Annotated in this window: 15 protein-coding genes; 4 read left to right on the forward strand and 11 right to left on the reverse strand. The window is 65.6% G+C overall.

The genetic code is table 11. The features are described 5' to 3' along the window. Positions 1-10: 10 nt before the first annotated feature. Genes MJO54_RS19590 through MJO54_RS19630 form a run of 9 tightly spaced genes read right to left on the reverse strand, consistent with a single transcriptional unit; the run spans position 11 to position 10,553 of the window. Positions 11-1,552, reverse strand: a complete 1,542-nt coding sequence (locus MJO54_RS19590; RefSeq protein WP_046282806.1) for an MCE family protein — start codon at positions 1,550-1,552, stop codon at positions 11-13. Then, positions 1,553-2,716 carry an MCE family protein gene (locus MJO54_RS19595; protein WP_046282805.1) on the reverse strand — a complete coding sequence of 388 codons (1,164 nt, stop codon included), beginning with the start codon at positions 2,714-2,716 and terminating at the stop codon, positions 1,553-1,555. Continuing rightward, entirely contained in the window at positions 2,713-4,167 is a 1,455-nt protein-coding gene (locus MJO54_RS19600) for an MCE family protein (protein WP_046282804.1), read from the reverse strand. Before MJO54_RS19600 ends, MJO54_RS19595 begins: the two co-directional genes overlap by 4 nt. Next, positions 4,164-5,258, reverse strand: coding sequence for an MCE family protein (locus MJO54_RS19605; protein WP_024440877.1), 1,095 nt, complete (start codon positions 5,256-5,258; stop codon positions 4,164-4,166). Before MJO54_RS19605 ends, MJO54_RS19600 begins: the two co-directional genes overlap by 4 nt. Positions 5,259-5,304: 46 nt before the next feature. Then, positions 5,305-6,333: an MCE family protein gene (locus MJO54_RS19610; RefSeq protein ID WP_046282803.1), complete on the reverse strand. Its 1,029-nt coding sequence runs from the start codon at positions 6,331-6,333 to the stop codon at positions 5,305-5,307. Then, the gene (locus MJO54_RS19615; protein WP_082108044.1) at positions 6,330-7,631 is read right to left on the reverse strand and encodes an MCE family protein; all 1,302 of its coding nucleotides are present in this window, start codon (positions 7,629-7,631) and stop codon (positions 6,330-6,332) included. Before MJO54_RS19615 ends, MJO54_RS19610 begins: the two co-directional genes overlap by 4 nt. After that, positions 7,631-7,819 carry a hypothetical protein gene (locus tag MJO54_RS19620; RefSeq protein WP_064889916.1) on the reverse strand — a complete coding sequence of 63 codons (189 nt, stop codon included), beginning with the start codon at positions 7,817-7,819 and terminating at the stop codon, positions 7,631-7,633. The genes MJO54_RS19615 and MJO54_RS19620 overlap by 1 nt, the downstream gene beginning before the upstream one ends. 29 nt (positions 7,820-7,848) lie before the next feature. Further along, positions 7,849-9,054 carry a CaiB/BaiF CoA transferase family protein gene (locus MJO54_RS19625; RefSeq protein ID WP_046282802.1) on the reverse strand — a complete coding sequence of 402 codons (1,206 nt, stop codon included), beginning with the start codon at positions 9,052-9,054 and terminating at the stop codon, positions 7,849-7,851. Further along, positions 9,051-10,553 carry an aldehyde dehydrogenase family protein gene (locus tag MJO54_RS19630; protein WP_046282820.1) on the reverse strand — a complete coding sequence of 501 codons (1,503 nt, stop codon included), beginning with the start codon at positions 10,551-10,553 and terminating at the stop codon, positions 9,051-9,053. The genes MJO54_RS19625 and MJO54_RS19630 overlap by 4 nt, the downstream gene beginning before the upstream one ends. Before the next feature lie 235 nt (positions 10,554-10,788). Between MJO54_RS19630 and MJO54_RS19635 the strand changes: the two genes are divergently transcribed. From MJO54_RS19635 to MJO54_RS19650, 4 genes are read left to right on the forward strand one after another with little or no spacing between them, the layout of a single operon-like run. Further along, positions 10,789-11,547, forward strand: a complete 759-nt coding sequence (locus MJO54_RS19635; protein ID WP_046282819.1) for an SDR family NAD(P)-dependent oxidoreductase — start codon at positions 10,789-10,791, stop codon at positions 11,545-11,547. Between the two features lie 57 nt (positions 11,548-11,604). Further along, entirely contained in the window at positions 11,605-12,465 is an 861-nt protein-coding gene (locus MJO54_RS19640) for a mycofactocin-coupled SDR family oxidoreductase (RefSeq protein ID WP_046282801.1), read from the forward strand. A 51-nt stretch (positions 12,466-12,516) separates the two neighbouring features. After that, positions 12,517-12,711: a ferredoxin gene (locus MJO54_RS19645; RefSeq protein ID WP_024440885.1), complete on the forward strand. Its 195-nt coding sequence runs from the start codon at positions 12,517-12,519 to the stop codon at positions 12,709-12,711. Between the two features lie 15 nt (positions 12,712-12,726). After that, positions 12,727-14,109, forward strand: a complete 1,383-nt coding sequence (locus tag MJO54_RS19650) for a cytochrome P450 (RefSeq protein ID WP_046282800.1) — start codon at positions 12,727-12,729, stop codon at positions 14,107-14,109. Positions 14,110-14,195: 86 nt separating this feature from the next. Here MJO54_RS19650 and MJO54_RS19655 read toward each other — a convergent pair whose 3' ends face one another. Beyond that, positions 14,196-15,371, reverse strand: a complete 1,176-nt coding sequence (locus tag MJO54_RS19655) for an acyl-CoA dehydrogenase family protein (RefSeq protein WP_046282799.1) — start codon at positions 15,369-15,371, stop codon at positions 14,196-14,198. Further along, positions 15,355-16,362 carry an acyl-CoA dehydrogenase family protein gene (locus tag MJO54_RS19660; protein ID WP_105294622.1) on the reverse strand — a complete coding sequence of 336 codons (1,008 nt, stop codon included), beginning with the start codon at positions 16,360-16,362 and terminating at the stop codon, positions 15,355-15,357. Before MJO54_RS19660 ends, MJO54_RS19655 begins: the two co-directional genes overlap by 17 nt. Between the last annotated feature and the right edge of the window lie 43 nt (positions 16,363-16,405).

The raw sequence follows: 16,405 nt of genomic DNA on the forward strand, positions 1-16,405 counted from the left end.
CCCTCGGCGCTCAGAATGGCATCAGGTCGGTCCACGACTTGGGCCCCGCACCCGGCACCAAATTCGTCTGCTGCTCGTAGCGCCCGTCGGGGGTCATGTACTTGCCGGTGTTCGGGTCGTAGGGCACCACCGCGACCGACGGCGTCTGCTCACCGATCCCGGAGTTCCCTGCCAGCGGCGGCGGCGCGGGCACCACCGGCCGAGGCGAATCAGGCGGCGTCCCCGACGGAGTGGCCCACGGCGGCAGCGGAGTGCCTCCGACGGGAGCGAAGAGCCGGTCGCTGAAGTCGACCCGGTCATCGACCGGGACGCCCTGCTTGAGCAGGTTCGGGTCGAACGGCCCGGGGCCGGTGAGGTGCTGGCGCATCGCGATCGGGACGAAGCCCTTCGGGTCGTCGCAGAGTTCGACAGTGGGCGCACGCTTGCCCGGATGCTCGATACACGGGAAGTTGCGGGCACCGCGGACCGACACCGGTGAGTCCTGCGGCAGTTTGCAGTACAGACCGTCGGGAGTGTCGATTGTGGTGGTATCGGCCGGGGAACGCCACGACGACGGCGGCAAGAACCCCACCGTACAGGGGTTGGGGTCACCGAACGTGAGAGTGAAGTCGCCCTGGGGCAGACCAGTCGGGTTGTTCTTGGGCAGACCGAACGACTGCTGGGCCGCAATGTATCCGGGCAACAGCACCATCAACTGCTCCAGCGACGGGTTGTAAACCATCAGCACCTGGCCGAGGGTGTTCAGGTTCGCCAGCAGAATCGGCAGCGTGGGTTTGAGATCCTGCATCAGGCCGGAGACTTCGTCGGCGAATCCGGGTCCGCGTTGCAGGATGGCCCGTAACTGGGGATCGTTGGCGGCGACCTGTTCGGAGATCCCGGCAACGCTGCGCGCCCAGGTCCGGATCGCATCGGTGCTTCGTTCCTGGGAGTCCAGCAGTGGCGCACCGTCATCGATCAGTTTGCGCACCTTGTCCGAGACCCGGTTGGCGTCACCGCTGATGGTGGTGGCCGAGTCCAGCAGTGACTGAAAGTCGTAGCCGGCGCCGTCGAAGGCCTGGAACGTCTCGTCGAGCAGGCCGCTGAGCTTGTCCTTGGGGATGCTGTCGACCAGTGCACTGACCTGATCGAGCATCGGGCCGACCTGTTGCGGGACTTGCGTGTCAGCGGCTGCGATCACCGAGCCGGTGTGCAGGTACGGGCCGTTGTCGCTGCGCGGTTGCAGATCGACGTACTGCTCGCCGATCGCCGACACGCTGCGCACCGCGGCCACCAGATCGGCCGGGATCTTCGGGGACCGATTCAGCGACAGCGTGGCCCGCACGCCATTGGACGTCAACGAGACATCGGTGACCGTGCCGACCTGCACCCCGTTGTAGGTGACATTGGAGAACCGGTAGAGCCCCCCGGTCTCGGGCAGGTCCAGCTTGACCACCACCCGGCCGATCCCGAGCATGGTCGGCACCTGCATGTAGCCGAACAACATGGCTCCCACACCGATCACCGATGCCACCAGGAACAGGATCAGCTGGATCCGAACAAAGCGCGTCAGCATCTAGCCACCGCCTCCCGAGGCAACCGCTCCCGGCGGAACGGCCTGGCCCGATGACTGCAGGATCGGCTCTTGCAGCGGATCGTAGGAATAGTTCAGATACCACGGGTCACCGGGCGCCGGAACCAGTTTCGCGTCCTCGTCACCCCACTGCGTGCCGGCGAACAGCGCCCGCTTGAGTCGGGGCTTGGTGAGGTCGAAAACGGCGAACAGGTTCAAGAAGTCGCCCCGCACGGCACGCTCGATCGCGTTGGGGCCGTAGGGGAAGGCCGAGGCGTAGGCCACTGCCGAGTTGAGCTCCGGGCCGATGTTGGCCAGCGAACGCAAGGCCGGCTCGATGTGGATGAGATCGGAGACCAGTTGGTGCCCGGAGTCGTTGACCAGACCCGACGACAGGTCACCGAACTGCCCCAGCTTGGTCAACGCGGTGACGAATTTTGGTCGCTCCTTTATCAAGACGTCGATGGCCGGCGGGATCTTGTTCAGCGCACGGTTGATGGTGTCGCGCTGCCCGGCGAAAGTCGTGGCCGCCCGATTCATCTCGCCGATGGCGTCGACGATGTTGTCCCGCTGCCGGTCCAACGCGCCGGTGAAGTGGTCCAGCCGCACGATCAGATCGCGGATGTCGGCCTCACGGCCGGCCATGGACGCACTGAAGTTATGGATGATGTCACCGATCTGACCAAGTCCGCCGCCGTTGACCAGCACAGCCAGCGACGACAGCGTCTGCTCGGTCGACGGATAGGTCGACGAGTCGCTTAGCGGAATGGTGGCCCCGGACATCAGCCTGCCCGTCGGCGCCTGTCCGATCGGCGGATTGAGCGCCAGGTGCATCGAACCGAGCAGGCTGGTCTGCCCGACGGTCGCGACCGCATTCGCCGGGACTTCGACGCCGGGGTTGACCGCGATGTCGACATTGGCGTGCCAGTCGCTGACGGTCATCTTGCCGACGCTGCCGATCACCACGTCGGAAAGCATCACCGGCGAATTAGATTCCAGTGTCCCGACATTGGCCAGCTGGACCGTGAAATGCTGCGCCCCGGCTCCGCGGCCCTGAACACCCGGCAGCGCCAGCGAGTTCAAACCGCCGAAGGCACAGCCGGTCGTGGTACCGGCGACCGCGAGGGCAAGCGCCGCACTGCGCCGCAGGGAACGGAGACCGATCATGGCGAGGGTGTCCCTTCCGCCGGTAACGGACCTGGCAGGCCGGGCGGCGGCCCCGGCGGCGGGCCGCCCGGCAGCAACATCCCGTCGAAGGTGGTCGGGCTGGGCAGCGGCACTCCGGGGATCAGCGGCGGTGTCGCTGCGGCGGGCAATCCGTCCGGCGCGTAGGAACCGCGGGGCTGCAACGGATCGGTCCAGCCCGGCGGCGGGGGAACATCGCCGTGCAACCCGGTGTAGGCCGAGATCGACGGCTCCTGTTCCGGCAGGTTCCCGGGGTGCTCTGCGTGCGGCATCAACGCCGGATCGGTGTAGATCAACTTCTCCGGGCTGGCCGCCTTGGTCAGGTACGGCGACATCGGAAACGGGAGGCCGTTGAAGTTCAGCAGCCGCATAGCCGGCCCAAGGTACTGCTCGCACAGCTTGCCGGTCTCCGTCGACGTCACGTTGCCGATCGCGCCGGTCATCGTGCAGATCGCCTGGACCGGGTTACTGAAGTTGGCGAACGCGAACGAACCCACCGGGGTCCCGCTGGTCACGTTGTACATGTTGAGCGTGTTGGCGATCGCGTTCGGGGTGATGTGCAGAATGTTGCGGATCGCATTCTTCGAATCGACCAGCGTCTGACTGACCTTGGCCACGCCCTGCAAGGCCTCGGCGGTTTCGGCGCGGCTGCCCGCCACGAAATCCCGCACCGTGTCGATCGCGCCGGCGAAGTCGGTGAGAGCTGCATCCAGGTTGGATCGGCTGTCGTTGACCACGCTCGTCAAGGTGGCGAGCCGGGATTCGAACACCACGATCTGCTGATCGCTGTCGCGTAGCGCGGTCACGAAGGTCTGCAGACCCGAAATGATGTCGACGATGTTGCCGCTGCCCTCGGCGAAGATCCGGGCCACGCCGGACAGTTGCGCCAACGTCTCGCGCAGTTTGGCGCCGTTACCGTCCATCGCATTGGCCGCGCTGTCGATGAAGCGCGACGCCGACGTTCCCGAAACTCCGCTGCGCGGCCCCAATTCGGCGGCAAGCCGGTTCAACTGGGTCTTGACCTCATCCCACTCGACCGGGACAGCGGTGTGCTCGCGCGGGATCACCGCGCCGTCGGCAAGGGTCGGCCCGTCGCCGCGATGGTAGGCGGGGGTCAGTTGGACGAACCGCGCCGCCACCAGGTTGGGCGCGACGATGACAGCTTTGGCGTCGGCCGGGATCGGCACCTTGCGGTCGACCCGCAACGTCAGTTTGGCCTGTGTGCCCTGCGGTTCGATACGGTCGATGGTGCCGACCTTCACCCCGGCGACCCGGACCTCGTCACCGGGATAGATGGCGGTCGCGGTGGAGAAGTACGCCGTGATCCCGGTCGGTTTCAGTACGGTCTGACGGACGAGCATGCCCGCACCCGCCAGCAGCAGCACTGCCGCCAGGGCGGCTGCCGCAATCTGCAGTGGTTTACGAGTCCTCATCGGGGCGGCAGGTCTCCTGGTTGCGGGATCCCATTGACCGGGAACGGAAGTTCGGCACGCGGCCCGGCATTGTCCGGCGGCTGCCCGGCGTCGACGCCACGCCGGAATCCGAAGGCGTAGTCGAAGAACGGCTGAAGCAGCTGCGGCAGGAACAGGTTCGGAACGTAGGCGCTGTAGTAAGCCCCGTTGGACACTGTCTCGCCTTGGGTGAGTTCGTATTTCGCCAGACCGGGCAGCGCCTTGGCGAGGTTGTCCCGGTTCTTCACCAAGATCTTGTTCAGTTCGATGATCTTCTCGAGCGTCGGTTTGAGCTGTTCGTTGTTCTGGGCGACCAGTTCGGACAGCTGCCGGGACACCGCCGACGTGCTGACCAGCAGATTGACGATGGCCTGCCGTCGGGTGTTGAGCACGTCGACAAGGCTGTCGGCGTCCAGGATCAGCGAATTGATCTGCTGGCTGCGTTCGGAGAGCACACCGGTGAGATCTGCGGCCGACTTCAGCAGGTCGGCGAGGCCCTCATTGCGGCTGTTCACCGCCCGGGACAGCCTGCTCAGACCGTCGAACGTCGGCCCCAACTGCGGAGCGATCTGGTTGATGGTGTCCGAGAGGGTGTCCAGCGACCGGTTCAGCGACTCGGTGTCGGTGCCGGCGGTGTTCGTGGTCAGTTCACCGACCACGTCGACCAGCGAGTACGGCGAGGACGTGCGGGTGAGCGGGATGACCTCGAGCGGGCGCATCTTGCCGCTGCCGGCCGGCTCCACCGTCAGCACCCGCTCACCGAGCAGCGACCCGGTGCGGATGTGTGCGGTGGTCTGCCCGCCCAGCCCGTACTTGCCCGCCAGGGTGAAGGTCACTAGGGCATCGCCGTTGTCTAACGCGACATCGGTGACCGAGCCCACCTTGATCCCCGACAACGTGACATCGGCGCCAGTGCTGAGGCCACCGGCTTCGGCGAACCGGGCCTGGTAGCGCACGCAGGTGGCCCACTGGATCAGTTGTTCGGGCTGCAGCCCGATCGCAACGATGAACGCGACGACCACGATGCCGATCAGGCCCATTCGCGTCAGGTGGCTGCCATGGTATTTCAGCATCGGCCGATCCCCCGTCGTGGCGGGGCGGAGCCGGACGGCATGGCACTCAGTCGGTGTCGCTGCATCGGCCCTCCTCGGCCTTGATCCAGGGGAACACCGCTGTGCGGCCTTGGGTGTCGCTGACCCGGATCTGGACAGCGCAGAGGTAGTACTGGATAAACCCGCCGTAGGCGCCGAGTCGGATGGCCTTGCGGTAGTTCTCCGGAGCCTTCTGCAATGACATGTCCAGGCCGGCCAGGTCAGCGTTGATCGCAGTGGTCAACCGATCTACCTGAGTGATGGTGTTGGTCAAAGGATCCCGGGCGTTGCCGAGCAGATCGGCCAGCGACGCGGTGCCGCGGTCCAGGGCGGTCACCGCGGTCCCGATCGGGTCGCGATCGGCCGCCAGGCCGGCGACCAGCTTGCTCAGCCGGTCGATCGCCCCGGAGAACCGTTTGTCGCCGTTGGACAGGGTGGCCAGCGTCGTACGCAGTTGGTCGATCAGCGATTCGATCACCTGGTTGTTGTCGGCCAAGGAGTTTGAGAACGACGACGTCCGCGACATCAATGAGTCGATGGTGCCGCCCTGGCCCTGCATGATCTGAATCAACGAGGCCGTGAGCGAATTGACGTCCTGCGGATTGAGTCCGCGGATCACCGGCTTGAGGCCGTTGAGCAGCAGGTCCAGATCCAGCGCCGGCGCGGTGCGCTCGAGCGGGATCTGCGCTCCCTTTCCCAACAGCTGAGTCGAACCCGGCCCATCGACCAGTTCCAGGTAGCGGTCACCGACGAGGTTCAGGTAGCGCACCGAGGCCTGGGTGCCGGTGGTGAGCGGGATGTTGCGGTCGGCCTGGAACTTCACCAGAACCGTTCCGTCTGGACGCAGCGACACGCCACCGACCGTGCCGACCCGCACGCCGGCGACCCGCACGCTGTCGCCGGCCTTGAGCCGCGAAGCGTCGGCGAACACCGCCTGATAGCCCACCGTTGGGCCGGTCCGCACTTCGGCGAAGATCGCGAACAGAAATACCGTCGCCAGTACCATCACCACGGCGTAGACGCCGAACTTGACCAGAGTCGCCAGCCCGCTTCTCATCCCGGCATCCCCACTTGGGCGCTGTTGCGCGGCGGCCCACCGATCGGGCCGAACAGCGCCTGCTTGAGGCCATCGGAGTTGAGCAGGATGCCCTGGTTGCCGTATTCGTACGGGTTGGCGCCGGTGTCGGCGATCAACGCGGGCACCCGGTACTCCGGCGGTACGTCGGGCAGGCCCAATTCGGTGCAGTAGGACCGGTCGGAGCGGGCCGCCACCTTCGGTAGATGGTCGGGGTAGCGGTAGCGTTCCTTGGCCAGGGTGAAGCTGGCGGTGATGATGATGCCGGGGACATCGAACGGCGGGGATTTGGCGAACGGCACCAGACCGCCGATCGAGCAGCCGAGTTCCTCGTGATACTTGTCCAGCAGCGCGGCGGTCGGCTCCAGTACCTGTGTCAAGTCGGTCAGGGCCTGTCGATTCTCACCCAGTACCTCGTTGCCGGTGTCGGCCAGACCGATTGCGCTGAGCAGGAAGGTGTCCAGGCTGTTCTGCTCGGCCACGATGCTGTCACTCATGGTGTTGGTGGCGTTGAGCGCGGCGGTCAGGTCCGGGGCCGCATCCGCGTAGGACCGGAACACCGGTGCCATGGTGGCGGTCTCGTGTTCCAGGGCCCCCAGGCTGGGTTCGATCTCTGCCAGCAGCTTGTCGAAGTCGGTGAGCGCCTGACCCAGCTTCTGCCCGCGTCCGTTGAACGCGGTCGAGACCGCACTCAGGGTCTCGTTGAGTTTCTTCGGATCGATCTTGTCCAAGACCCGTACCAGCTGTTGGAATACCGTGTTGATCTCGACGGTGACGTGTTCGCCCGCCAGGACCTGTCCGGCGTGCATGCGGGCGGTGACCGGTTCCGGCGGCGGCACCAGATCGACGAACTTGGCCCCGAACACCGTCGAGGAGGCGATCCGGGCGCTGACGTTGGCCGGGATCAGTGACAGCTGTCCCGGTTCCATCTTCAGATGTAGGACAGCAGTGCCGTCCGGCTTGGCCTCGATGTCGCCGACCTTGCCGACCTGTACGCCGCGGATCTTTACCTTGGCGTCGGGGTACATCACCAGGCCGGCGCGCTGCGACAGCACCGTGACAGGCACCGTGCGGGTGAAGCTGCCCCGGAACAAGCCGATGGGCAGCCCGATCGCGGCCGCGATCGTCAGCACCGTCACCAGCCCGATCAGCGGACGCAGGTATGCCGGCTGCTGACGCCTTACGCCTGCGGGCCGATGCCGGCCCGCGGCGGCCGAGCCTCGGTCCGGATCGTTAAGGTGGCCACCCAGCGGCGGATCTGCGGTCGCTCCCAGGACCATTACCGCTCCGTCACCGCGGCGTTGAGGCGGACGTCATCGCGAGCTGGGATCAGCGCTCCGACACCACTGAGCACCATCGCTGCCGCCCCTTCCACGATGGTTACCGCCGACACCGCAGGCTCGAAGAGTTCTACGCACTGTGCCACACCACTGGCACCCAGCGGGTGGCCTTTGGCGATGTATGGCATCGAGAAACTCCTTGCTGCTACCCGGTCGCCTAGGTGACCGCGCCGACGGTCTTGAGTTCGATGATGCGGTCCCAGTCCAGGCCGAGCTCGGCCAGGATCTCGTCGGTCTGCTCGGCGAATCCGGGTGCCGCACCGGTCCTCGGTGCGGTCACGTCGAACTGCACCGGGTTGGCGACCAATTCGAGTTCGCCTGCCTGCACGATGTATTCGTTGGCACGGATCTGTGCGTCCTGGGCGGCCTGCAGAGTGTCCTGGACCGGCGCCCACGGGCCGGCCAGCGTGGCGAACCGCTCACTCCACTCGGGGAGCGTCCGCTTGGCCATCGCCGCGCGCAGGATTTCCACGGCCGCCGGAGTGTGCTCGGCAAAGGACTGTGCGGTGGCGAACCGTGGATCGTCGATGTAGTCGTGCAGTTCCATGTGTTGACACACGTCGGCCCAGAACTTGGTGGGCTGCATCATGACAAAGGAGATGTAGCGCTCGTCGGCGGTCGCGTACACCCCCACCAGCGGGTTGATCGGCGAACCATGCACGCCGGGCGGCTGTTGAATCAGGCGCTCACCCAGATGACTGGTCAAGGCGACGGTATGGCCCATGGCCCACAGGCCACTGCCCAGCAGGGATACGTCGACCACCGACGGCTCGCCGGTGCGCTCACGCTTGAACAGCGCCGCCGCGATACCGCCGGCCAGGTTGGTGCCGGAGATGGTGTCACCGTAGGCGGGTCCGGGCGGGCCGATCATGCCCTCGATGCCGGGCGGGGTGATGGTGGCGGCGGTACCGGCGCGACACCAGAAGGCGGTCATGTCATAGCCGCCCTTTTCCGATTCGATGCCGCGGGGACCCAGCGCGCTGCCGCGCGCGTAGATGATCTTCGGGTTGACCGCACGAATGTCCTCGACATCCATGGCGAACTTCTTGCGGTGACCGGGAAGGAAACTGGTGAGAAAGACGTCTGCGCGTTTCGCCAGTTCGAGCAACACCTCGCGCCCCTCGGGCGTCGACACGTCCAGACCGATGCTGCGCTTACCGCGGTTGGCGTGCTCGATGTTGGGATTGGGGTCGCCCTCGACCCGCAACATGCCGGTCTGGCGCAGCCCGCGCTGCGGGTCACCCGTCACCGCGTGCTCGACCTTGATGACTTCGGCACCCCACTCCGCCAGCACGGCACCGGCCGAGGGGACGAACCCGTACATCGCGACTTCCAGGACGCGAACGCCCTCGAGCGGCCTCATCCGCCTGCTCCGGCAACCGGCACGGCAAATGTCTTGCTTTCCAGGAATTCCTCCAGTCCGGCGATGCCCATCTCGCGGCCGATGCCGGACTGCTTGTATCCCCCGAAGGGAGCGTCGGGACTGAAGTAGTTGCCGCCGTTGATCGAGAATGTTCCGGTCCGGATCCGGCGGGCCAGCGCCAGCGCCCTGTCCTGGCTGCCGAAAACAGCACCGGACAGTCCGTAGATCGAGTTGTTGGCGATCCGCACCGCATCATCGTCGTCGCCATAGCCGATCACCGTCAGGACGGGTCCGAAGACCTCCTCTTGGGCGATCTCGCTGTCCGGGTCGACGTTGGTCAACAGCGTTGGGGTGTAGAAGAAGCCGGGGTCGACCTTCTCGCCGCCGGTCACCAGCGTGGCACCGGCGGCTACCGCACGCTGCACCATCCCGTCGACCTTGTCGCGTTGCTTGGCGCTGATCAGCGGGCCCATGTAGGTCTTGGGGTCGGTCGGGTCGCCGTAGCGCACGTGGGAGAAGTTGGTCTTGATCATCTCGACGATCTCGTCGTGATGGCTGTTGGGCACCAGCAGCCTCGATGTCAGTGCGCAGCCCTGGCCGGCGTGGGTGACCATCGAGAACGCGGCGAACACCGCGGCCATGTTGAAGTCGGCGTCGTCGAGGACGATGGCCGCGGACTTGCCGCCCAGCTCCAAAAAGACCCGCTTGAGCGTCCCGCTGGCAGCGGCCATGATCGCCCGCCCAGTCGGGGTGGACCCGGTGAAGGTGACCATGTCCACGTCAGGATCGGTGGTCAACACGGCACCGACCGCGGGGTCCGACGAGCTGAGCACATTGACCACCCCGGCAGGGATATCAGTGTGGTTGGCGATCAGTTCGCCGAGCGCGAGAGTGACGAGCGGGGTGTCGGGCGCGGCCTTGAGCACCACGGTGCAGCCGGCGGCCAGCGCGGGCGCGAGCTTCGCGAGGGCCAGCTGGTTGGGGTAGTTGTAGGCGATGATCGCGCCGACGACGCCGGCGCCTTCCTTCTCCACCCAACGGTGATGCAGCATTCCGCGACTCTCGACGTTGCCGAGATCTTCGGTCATCGGATAGTTCTTCAGCAGATCGGCGTAGTAGCGCACGATCGCGATCGGCTGGTCCAGCTGTGCACCCTGGGTCAGCGCCGGGGTAGCACCGACCTCGGCGATGGTCAGTGCGGCGAGTTCGTCACGGTGCTCGACGAGCGCACGGTGCAGTTGGTCCAGGCAGCGGATCCGCAGTGCGGTGTCGGTGGCCCATTCACCGGTATCGAAGGCCCGACGGGCCGCCGCGACGGCCGCGACCGCGTGCTCGACGCCGGCCTCGGGCGCATAGCCCAGGACTTCGCCGGTGGCCGGGTTGAGCGAGGCATACGTGGTGTCCGCCTCCACCAACTCACCGTTGATCAGCAGTCGCCGGTCGACAACCTGTCCCATGGAGCTATCGGCGGTGGTCCCTGCTGTGTCCTGCGAACGCATCAAGCCTCCAGACGGGTAACTAGGTTCTCATCTGCGGCGAATCATACATCTCATATGTGAGAACTCAAGGCCGCCCGAAAAGCGTTGCAACCTGCCGTTCTACGGCGAGAGTTAATGCAGCTACGGCATTTTCGCTGCTAGGAGCCCCCGCCGGCGCGCCTTGCCAGAATCCGATATACGAGAGTACGATTCTCAACGCTCGGAAAGGAGATTCTTTGTGACCGAGACGGGCCTCGTGAGGACTGCTGTCGTGACCGGGGGCGCCTCGGGTATCGGTGCGGCAGTCGTGAACCGATTACGCGCCGCGGGCCACCGGGTGGCCATCATCGACCTCAAGCCCGACGGCGGTTCAGCAAGCCTCGACGGAGGAGAGGCGAAGCTGGGGCCGGCGCATGAACACGGGCAAGATGGTGCCTTCGCCGCCGACGTGACCGATCGCGCACAGATCGACGCCGCGCTGACGCAGATCCGCGAACAGCTCGGGCCGGTCACCATCCTGGTCAACGCCGCCGGCAAAGACGGGTTTAAAAAGTTCAGCCACATCAGCTTCGAGGACTGGCAGCAGATCATCGACATCAACCTCAACGGTGTCTTCCACACCGTTCAGGCGGTGCTGCCCGACATGATCGAGGCCGGCTGGGGTCGCATCGTCAACATCTCCTCGTCGAGCACCCATTCCGGGACTCCTTATATGGCGCACTATGTTGCGGCCAAGTCCGCCGTCAACGGACTCACCAAGACATTGGCGTTGGAGTACGGGCCGAGTGGTATCACGGTCAACGCCGTACCGCCGGGCTTCATCGACACCCCCATGCTGCGCAACGCCGATCGGCAAGGGTTCCTCGGCAACATCGAGGACAACATCGCCAAGACCCCGGTGCGGCGCATGGGACAGCCTGAAGACATCGCGGCGGCCTGCGCGTTCCTGGTGTCCGAGGAGGCCGGCTACATCACCGGACAGATCCTCGGCGTCAATGGCGGCCGAAACACCTGACATTCACCACATTTCGCTACGCCACGGCGTGCAGGAGCACTAACGAAAGGAACAGCAGTGGGACGCGTTGCCGGAAAGGTCGCATTCATCACCGGAGCAGCCCGCGGACAGGGCCGCAGCCACGCACTGCGACTGGCCGAGGAAGGCGCCGACATCATCGCCGTCGACCTGTGTCAGGACATCGAAACGATCGGCTACCCGATGGCGCGACCCGAAGACCTCGAGGAGACCGCCAAGCTGGTCGAGAAGACCGGGCGCAGCATTGTCACCGCGCAGGCCGACGTGCGCGACGCGGCGGCGCTCAAGACCGCGCTCGACGCCGGCCTGGCCGAGTTCGGCAAGCTCGACATCGTTGTGGCGCAGGCGGGTGTGGCCGGCATGAAGGGCAACCCGCCGCTGCAGGCCTGGACCGACGTCATCAACACCAACCTGGTCGGCACCATCAACGGGATTCAGGTCGCGCTGCCCCACCTGTCTGAGGGCGCCTCGATCATCGCCACCTCCTCGGCGGCCGCATTGATGGACGCCCACCAGAAAGCCAACCCGGGCGGCGACCCGGGCGGGATGGCCTACATGACCTCCAAGCGGTTGATCGCGCAGTACGTGCATGATCTCGCAACGGAGTTGGCGGTGCGCGGCATCCGCGCCAACGTCATCCACCCGACCAACTGCAACACCGACATGTTGCAGAGCGAGCCGATGTACCGCTCCTTCCGGCCCGACCTGGAACACCCCACCCGCGCCGACGCCGAACCGGTCTTCTACGTCCAGCAGGCGATGAAGGTGCCGTTCATCGAACCCGAGGACATCTCCAACGCGGTGCTGTGGCTCGCCTCCGAGGAGGCCCGCTACGTCACCGGCATGCAGTTGCGGGTGGACGCCGGCGGATACCTGAAGTGGTACGACTACCACGTCTGATGACGCCCGACTATTCGCAGCGGACCGAAATCGGTTGAAAGGAGCGATAACATGAAGGTTTCCGTTGACGGCCAGCGGTGCCAGGGCCACACGCTCTGCGCGATGATCGCGCCCGATTCCTTCGTGCTCAACGACATTGACGGCACCTCTTCGCCGGTATCCGAGGTGGTTCCGGCCGATCAGCAGGACGCCGTGCGCGAGGCCGCACACTCCTGCCCCGAACAAGCCATTCTCATCGAGGAATGAATTAGGGAGGATTCCTTGAGCGTCAACGATTCCCTGGCCGCGACCGGCCACGACGATGCAGCCGAAGATCGCAAGAAGAACACCTTCTACTTCGATCGGCACACCCCGGAGTACCGTGATCGCTTCGACGAGATCACCACCGAGATGCACGCCAAGTGCCCGATGGCGTGGAGTCCCACCTACAACGGACACTGGGTGGCCGCCGACAGCAAGCACGTCTTCGAACTGGCGCGCTGCCCCGTCGTCTCCAACCATCACGACATCAGCGGGGAAACTCCTTTCCAGGGCATCACCATCCCCAAGGCCAGCCGCGCGACCGTCGTGCGCGGCGGCATCTTGGAGATGGACGAGCCCGAGCACAGCGCATACCGTGGCGCGCTGAACCCGTACCTGTCCCCCGCGGCGATCAAGCGGTGGATTCCGTTCGTAGATGAGATCACCCGCGCCGCACTCGATGAGCACATCGAGTCGGGACACATCGACTTTGTCGAGCACCTGGCCAATGTGGTTCCCGCAGTGTTCACCCTCGCCATGATGGGCATCGAACTCAAGAAGTGGAACGTCTACAGCGAGCCCACGCACGCCTCGGTGTACACCCCGGAGCACTCACCCGATCGCGAAAAGATCAACGAGCAGCATCGCGAAATGGGCATCGACATCATCAACAACATGATGGAGATCCGGGAGAACCCTCGCCCGGGCCTGGTGAACGCCATGCTGCAGTTGCGCATCGACGGCGAGCCCGCACCCGACATCGAGATCCTGGGCAACCTGGGCCTGGTCATCGGCGGCGGATTCGACACCACCACCGCACTGACCGCACACGCACTGGAATGGCTCGGCCAGAACCCGGCGGAACGCACCCGACTCAGCCAGGAACGCGCAACACTGCTGGACCCGGCGACCGAGGAGTTCCTGCGGTTCTTCACCCCCGCACCCGGTGACGGCCGAACATTCGCCGAAGATGTCGAGGTAGAGGGCCAGCAGTTCAAACAGTTCGAGCGACTGTGGCTGTCGTGGGCGATGGCCAACCGCGACCCGGCGATCTTCGAAGACCCCAACCGCGTCATCATGGACCGTAAAGGCAACCGGCACTTCAGCTTCGGCCTAGGGGTGCACCGCTGCATCGGTTCCAACGTGGCGCGCACAGTTTTCAAGTCGATGCTGACCGCGGTGCTCGACCGGATGCCCGATTATGAGTGCGACCCCGAGGGGGCGGTGCACTACGACACCATCGGTGTCATCCAGGGTATGCGGAACCTGCCGGCCACCTTCACCCCGGGTAAGCGGCTCGGGCCGGGGTTGGACGAGACCCTGGAGAAGCTGCAGCGGATCTGCGACGAGCAGGAGTGCGCCCGGCCGATCACCGAGCTCAAGGAACAGGTCGTCATCGACTGACGTTCCTTGCGCGAGCAGACATAAAAGCGCCCATTTCAAGCCGAAAATAGGGCGCTTTTATGTCTGCTCGCGGTACCGATCTCGCGCTAGCCGCGGGGCAGGCCCAGCCCCTGCTGAGCGATGATGTTGCGGTGGATCTCCGAGGTGCCCCCGGCGATGGTGCCGGAGAAGCTGCGGGCATGCCGCTCGAACCAGCTGGCGAAGTAACTGTCAAGGTTCATCGGCGCATACGGGCCCGAATTCGCAGGGTGCACAAGACCGTCCACTCCGGCCGCATCCAGCGCGTGACCGGAGGCGAACATCTCGGCCTCGGAGCCGAGCAACTTGAGCACCGACAGTGCGGCCACGTCTTCCTCGCCACGCGCCGCGCGCGCCAGCGCTGCCGACCCCAGCAGGCGCAGCGCCTGATAGTCCATGACCGCCGTGGCAAACCGGTCACGTTCGAGAGCACCCTCGGGGTGGAAGTCGGCGATGATGTTGTCCAGCCGGTCGGCGAAACCCAGCCACATCATGGTGCGTTCGTGGCCCAGGGAGCCGTTGGCCACCCGCCAGCCACCGTGCAGCGGACCGACCAGGTTCTCCGCCGGCACCCGTACATCGGTGAAGAAGACCTCGTTGAAGTCTTTGTCGTCGATCCCGCAGATGGTGGGGAACGGACGACGCACCACTCCCGGGGTGTCGGTGGGGATCACCAGCACACTGATGCCCTTGTGTTTGGGCGCATCGGGATCGGTGCGAACGAAGGTGAGCAGCACGTCGGCGTCATGCGCCCCCGAGGTCCACACCTTCTGGCCGTTGACGATGAAGTCTTCCCCGTCACGATCCGCCCGGGTCCGCAAGGACGCCAGGTCCGATCCCGCGCTCGGCTCGCTCATGCCCAGCGAGGCGGTGATCTCAGCGCGCAGAATCGGCACCGCCCAGCGCTGCTTCTGCGCATCACTGCCGAACGAAAGCAGCGATGCCGCAATGATATTCACACCCTGTGGATTAAAGCTGTGATAAATGCGGCGCCGGCACAGCTCCTCGAGGTGCACGAACTGTTGCAGCAGGGTGGCGTTGCGGCCACCGAACTCCGGCGGATTGCCGGGCAACAACCAGCCGTTGTCGAACAGCAGACGCTGCCAGCGGCGCGCCCACTGCGGCATGTGCGACACCGAACGTGGTCGCTCCATGGTGTCGGCCTCGGGGGGCAGGTTGGCGTCGAGGAAGGCCGCGAACTCGGCGCGGAATTCCTCGACCTCGGGATCAAATGCGAGCTGCAAGGTATTCCTCGGCGATCGCGGCTCGGTGCTGCGCGGCACCACCGAGCATCAGCTCCCCTGCCTTGGCCCGCTTGAGTGCGAACTGCAGGTCGTTCTCCCAGGTGAATCCCATCGCACCGAACAGCTGCAGCCCGTGCCGGAAAACCACCGACTGACATTCCCCGGCGGCAGCCTTGGCCATCGCGGACGCCATCCGCCGCCGCGGGTCATCGACTGCGATCGTCAGCGCGGCGAAATAGGCCAGCGCCCGGGCGCGTTCGATCGCCACGTGCATGTCGGCGGCCTTGTGCTGGACGGCCTGGAAGGAACCGATCGGCACCCCGAACTGTTGCCGGCTACGGACATGCTCCAGCGCCAGGTCGAGAATGCGCTGGCAGGCGCCGACCGTCGTCATCGCCATTCCGCTCAGCGCGACGTGGCGGGCCCGCTCTACATCGACGCGGAGCCGGGCGCTGTCGGGCACCTCGACTCCGGCGAACGACACGTCACTGACATGTAGCGTCGGGTCGAAGACGGCCGACTTGCGCGTCGTCACCGCACCGGCGTCGACCAAGAACACGCCCGCCGCGGTGACCACCGCCAGCCGATCGGCGCGGTCGCCGTCCAGGACATGCAGGGCGGTTCCCTCCAGCACCCAGCCGCCGGCGTTGCGGTGCGCAGTCACCCCGCTGAACACCGCCGCGCCCGTGGATCCGTCCGGGTTGTGGTGTTCACCGACCAGCGGAGCGAACTGGGTCATGGTTGCCAGGAACGGGGTGGGATCCGTGGCGCGGCCCAGTTCTTCGAGGACGATCGCCAGCTCTACCGCGGTTTCCGGCTCGTGCAACTCGGTCCAGCCCAGGTCGACATAAACCTTCCAGAGCGCGTCGACTGCGCCGCCTTCCTCGCCTTCGGCCACACTGCGCACCAACGAGGGCGAACACTGTTTGCCCACCACATCGCGTACCGTGCCCTGCCACAGTCGCTGATCTTCGTCGAACTCCAAGAGCATTACAGCCACCTCTCCCAAGCGCCGATTGAGAATAGCATTCTCG

It is taken from the genome of Mycolicibacter virginiensis (assembly GCF_022374935.2).
Lineage (GTDB): Bacteria > Actinomycetota > Actinomycetes > Mycobacteriales > Mycobacteriaceae > Mycobacterium > Mycobacterium virginiense.

Coding starts and splice junctions, on each gene's coding strand:
- MJO54_RS19625 (WP_046282802.1), bottom strand. CDS start 9,054: ATGAGGCCGCTCGAGGGCGTTCGCGTCCTGGAAGTCGCGATGTACGGG.
- MJO54_RS19630 (WP_046282820.1), bottom strand. CDS start 10,553: ATGCGTTCGCAGGACACAGCAGGGACCACCGCCGATAGCTCCATGGGA.
- MJO54_RS19645 (WP_024440885.1), top strand. CDS start 12,517: ATGAAGGTTTCCGTTGACGGCCAGCGGTGCCAGGGCCACACGCTCTGC.
- MJO54_RS19595 (WP_046282805.1), bottom strand. CDS start 2,716: ATGATCGGTCTCCGTTCCCTGCGGCGCAGTGCGGCGCTTGCCCTCGCG.
- MJO54_RS19660 (WP_105294622.1), bottom strand. CDS start 16,362: ATGCTCTTGGAGTTCGACGAAGATCAGCGACTGTGGCAGGGCACGGTA.
- MJO54_RS19610 (WP_046282803.1), bottom strand. CDS start 6,333: ATGAGAAGCGGGCTGGCGACTCTGGTCAAGTTCGGCGTCTACGCCGTG.
- MJO54_RS19615 (WP_082108044.1), bottom strand. CDS start 7,631: ATGGTCCTGGGAGCGACCGCAGATCCGCCGCTGGGTGGCCACCTTAAC.
- MJO54_RS19620 (WP_064889916.1), bottom strand. CDS start 7,819: ATGCCATACATCGCCAAAGGCCACCCGCTGGGTGCCAGTGGTGTGGCA.
- MJO54_RS19590 (WP_046282806.1), bottom strand. CDS start 1,552: ATGCTGACGCGCTTTGTTCGGATCCAGCTGATCCTGTTCCTGGTGGCA.
- MJO54_RS19600 (WP_046282804.1), bottom strand. CDS start 4,167: ATGAGGACTCGTAAACCACTGCAGATTGCGGCAGCCGCCCTGGCGGCA.
- MJO54_RS19605 (WP_024440877.1), bottom strand. CDS start 5,258: ATGCTGAAATACCATGGCAGCCACCTGACGCGAATGGGCCTGATCGGC.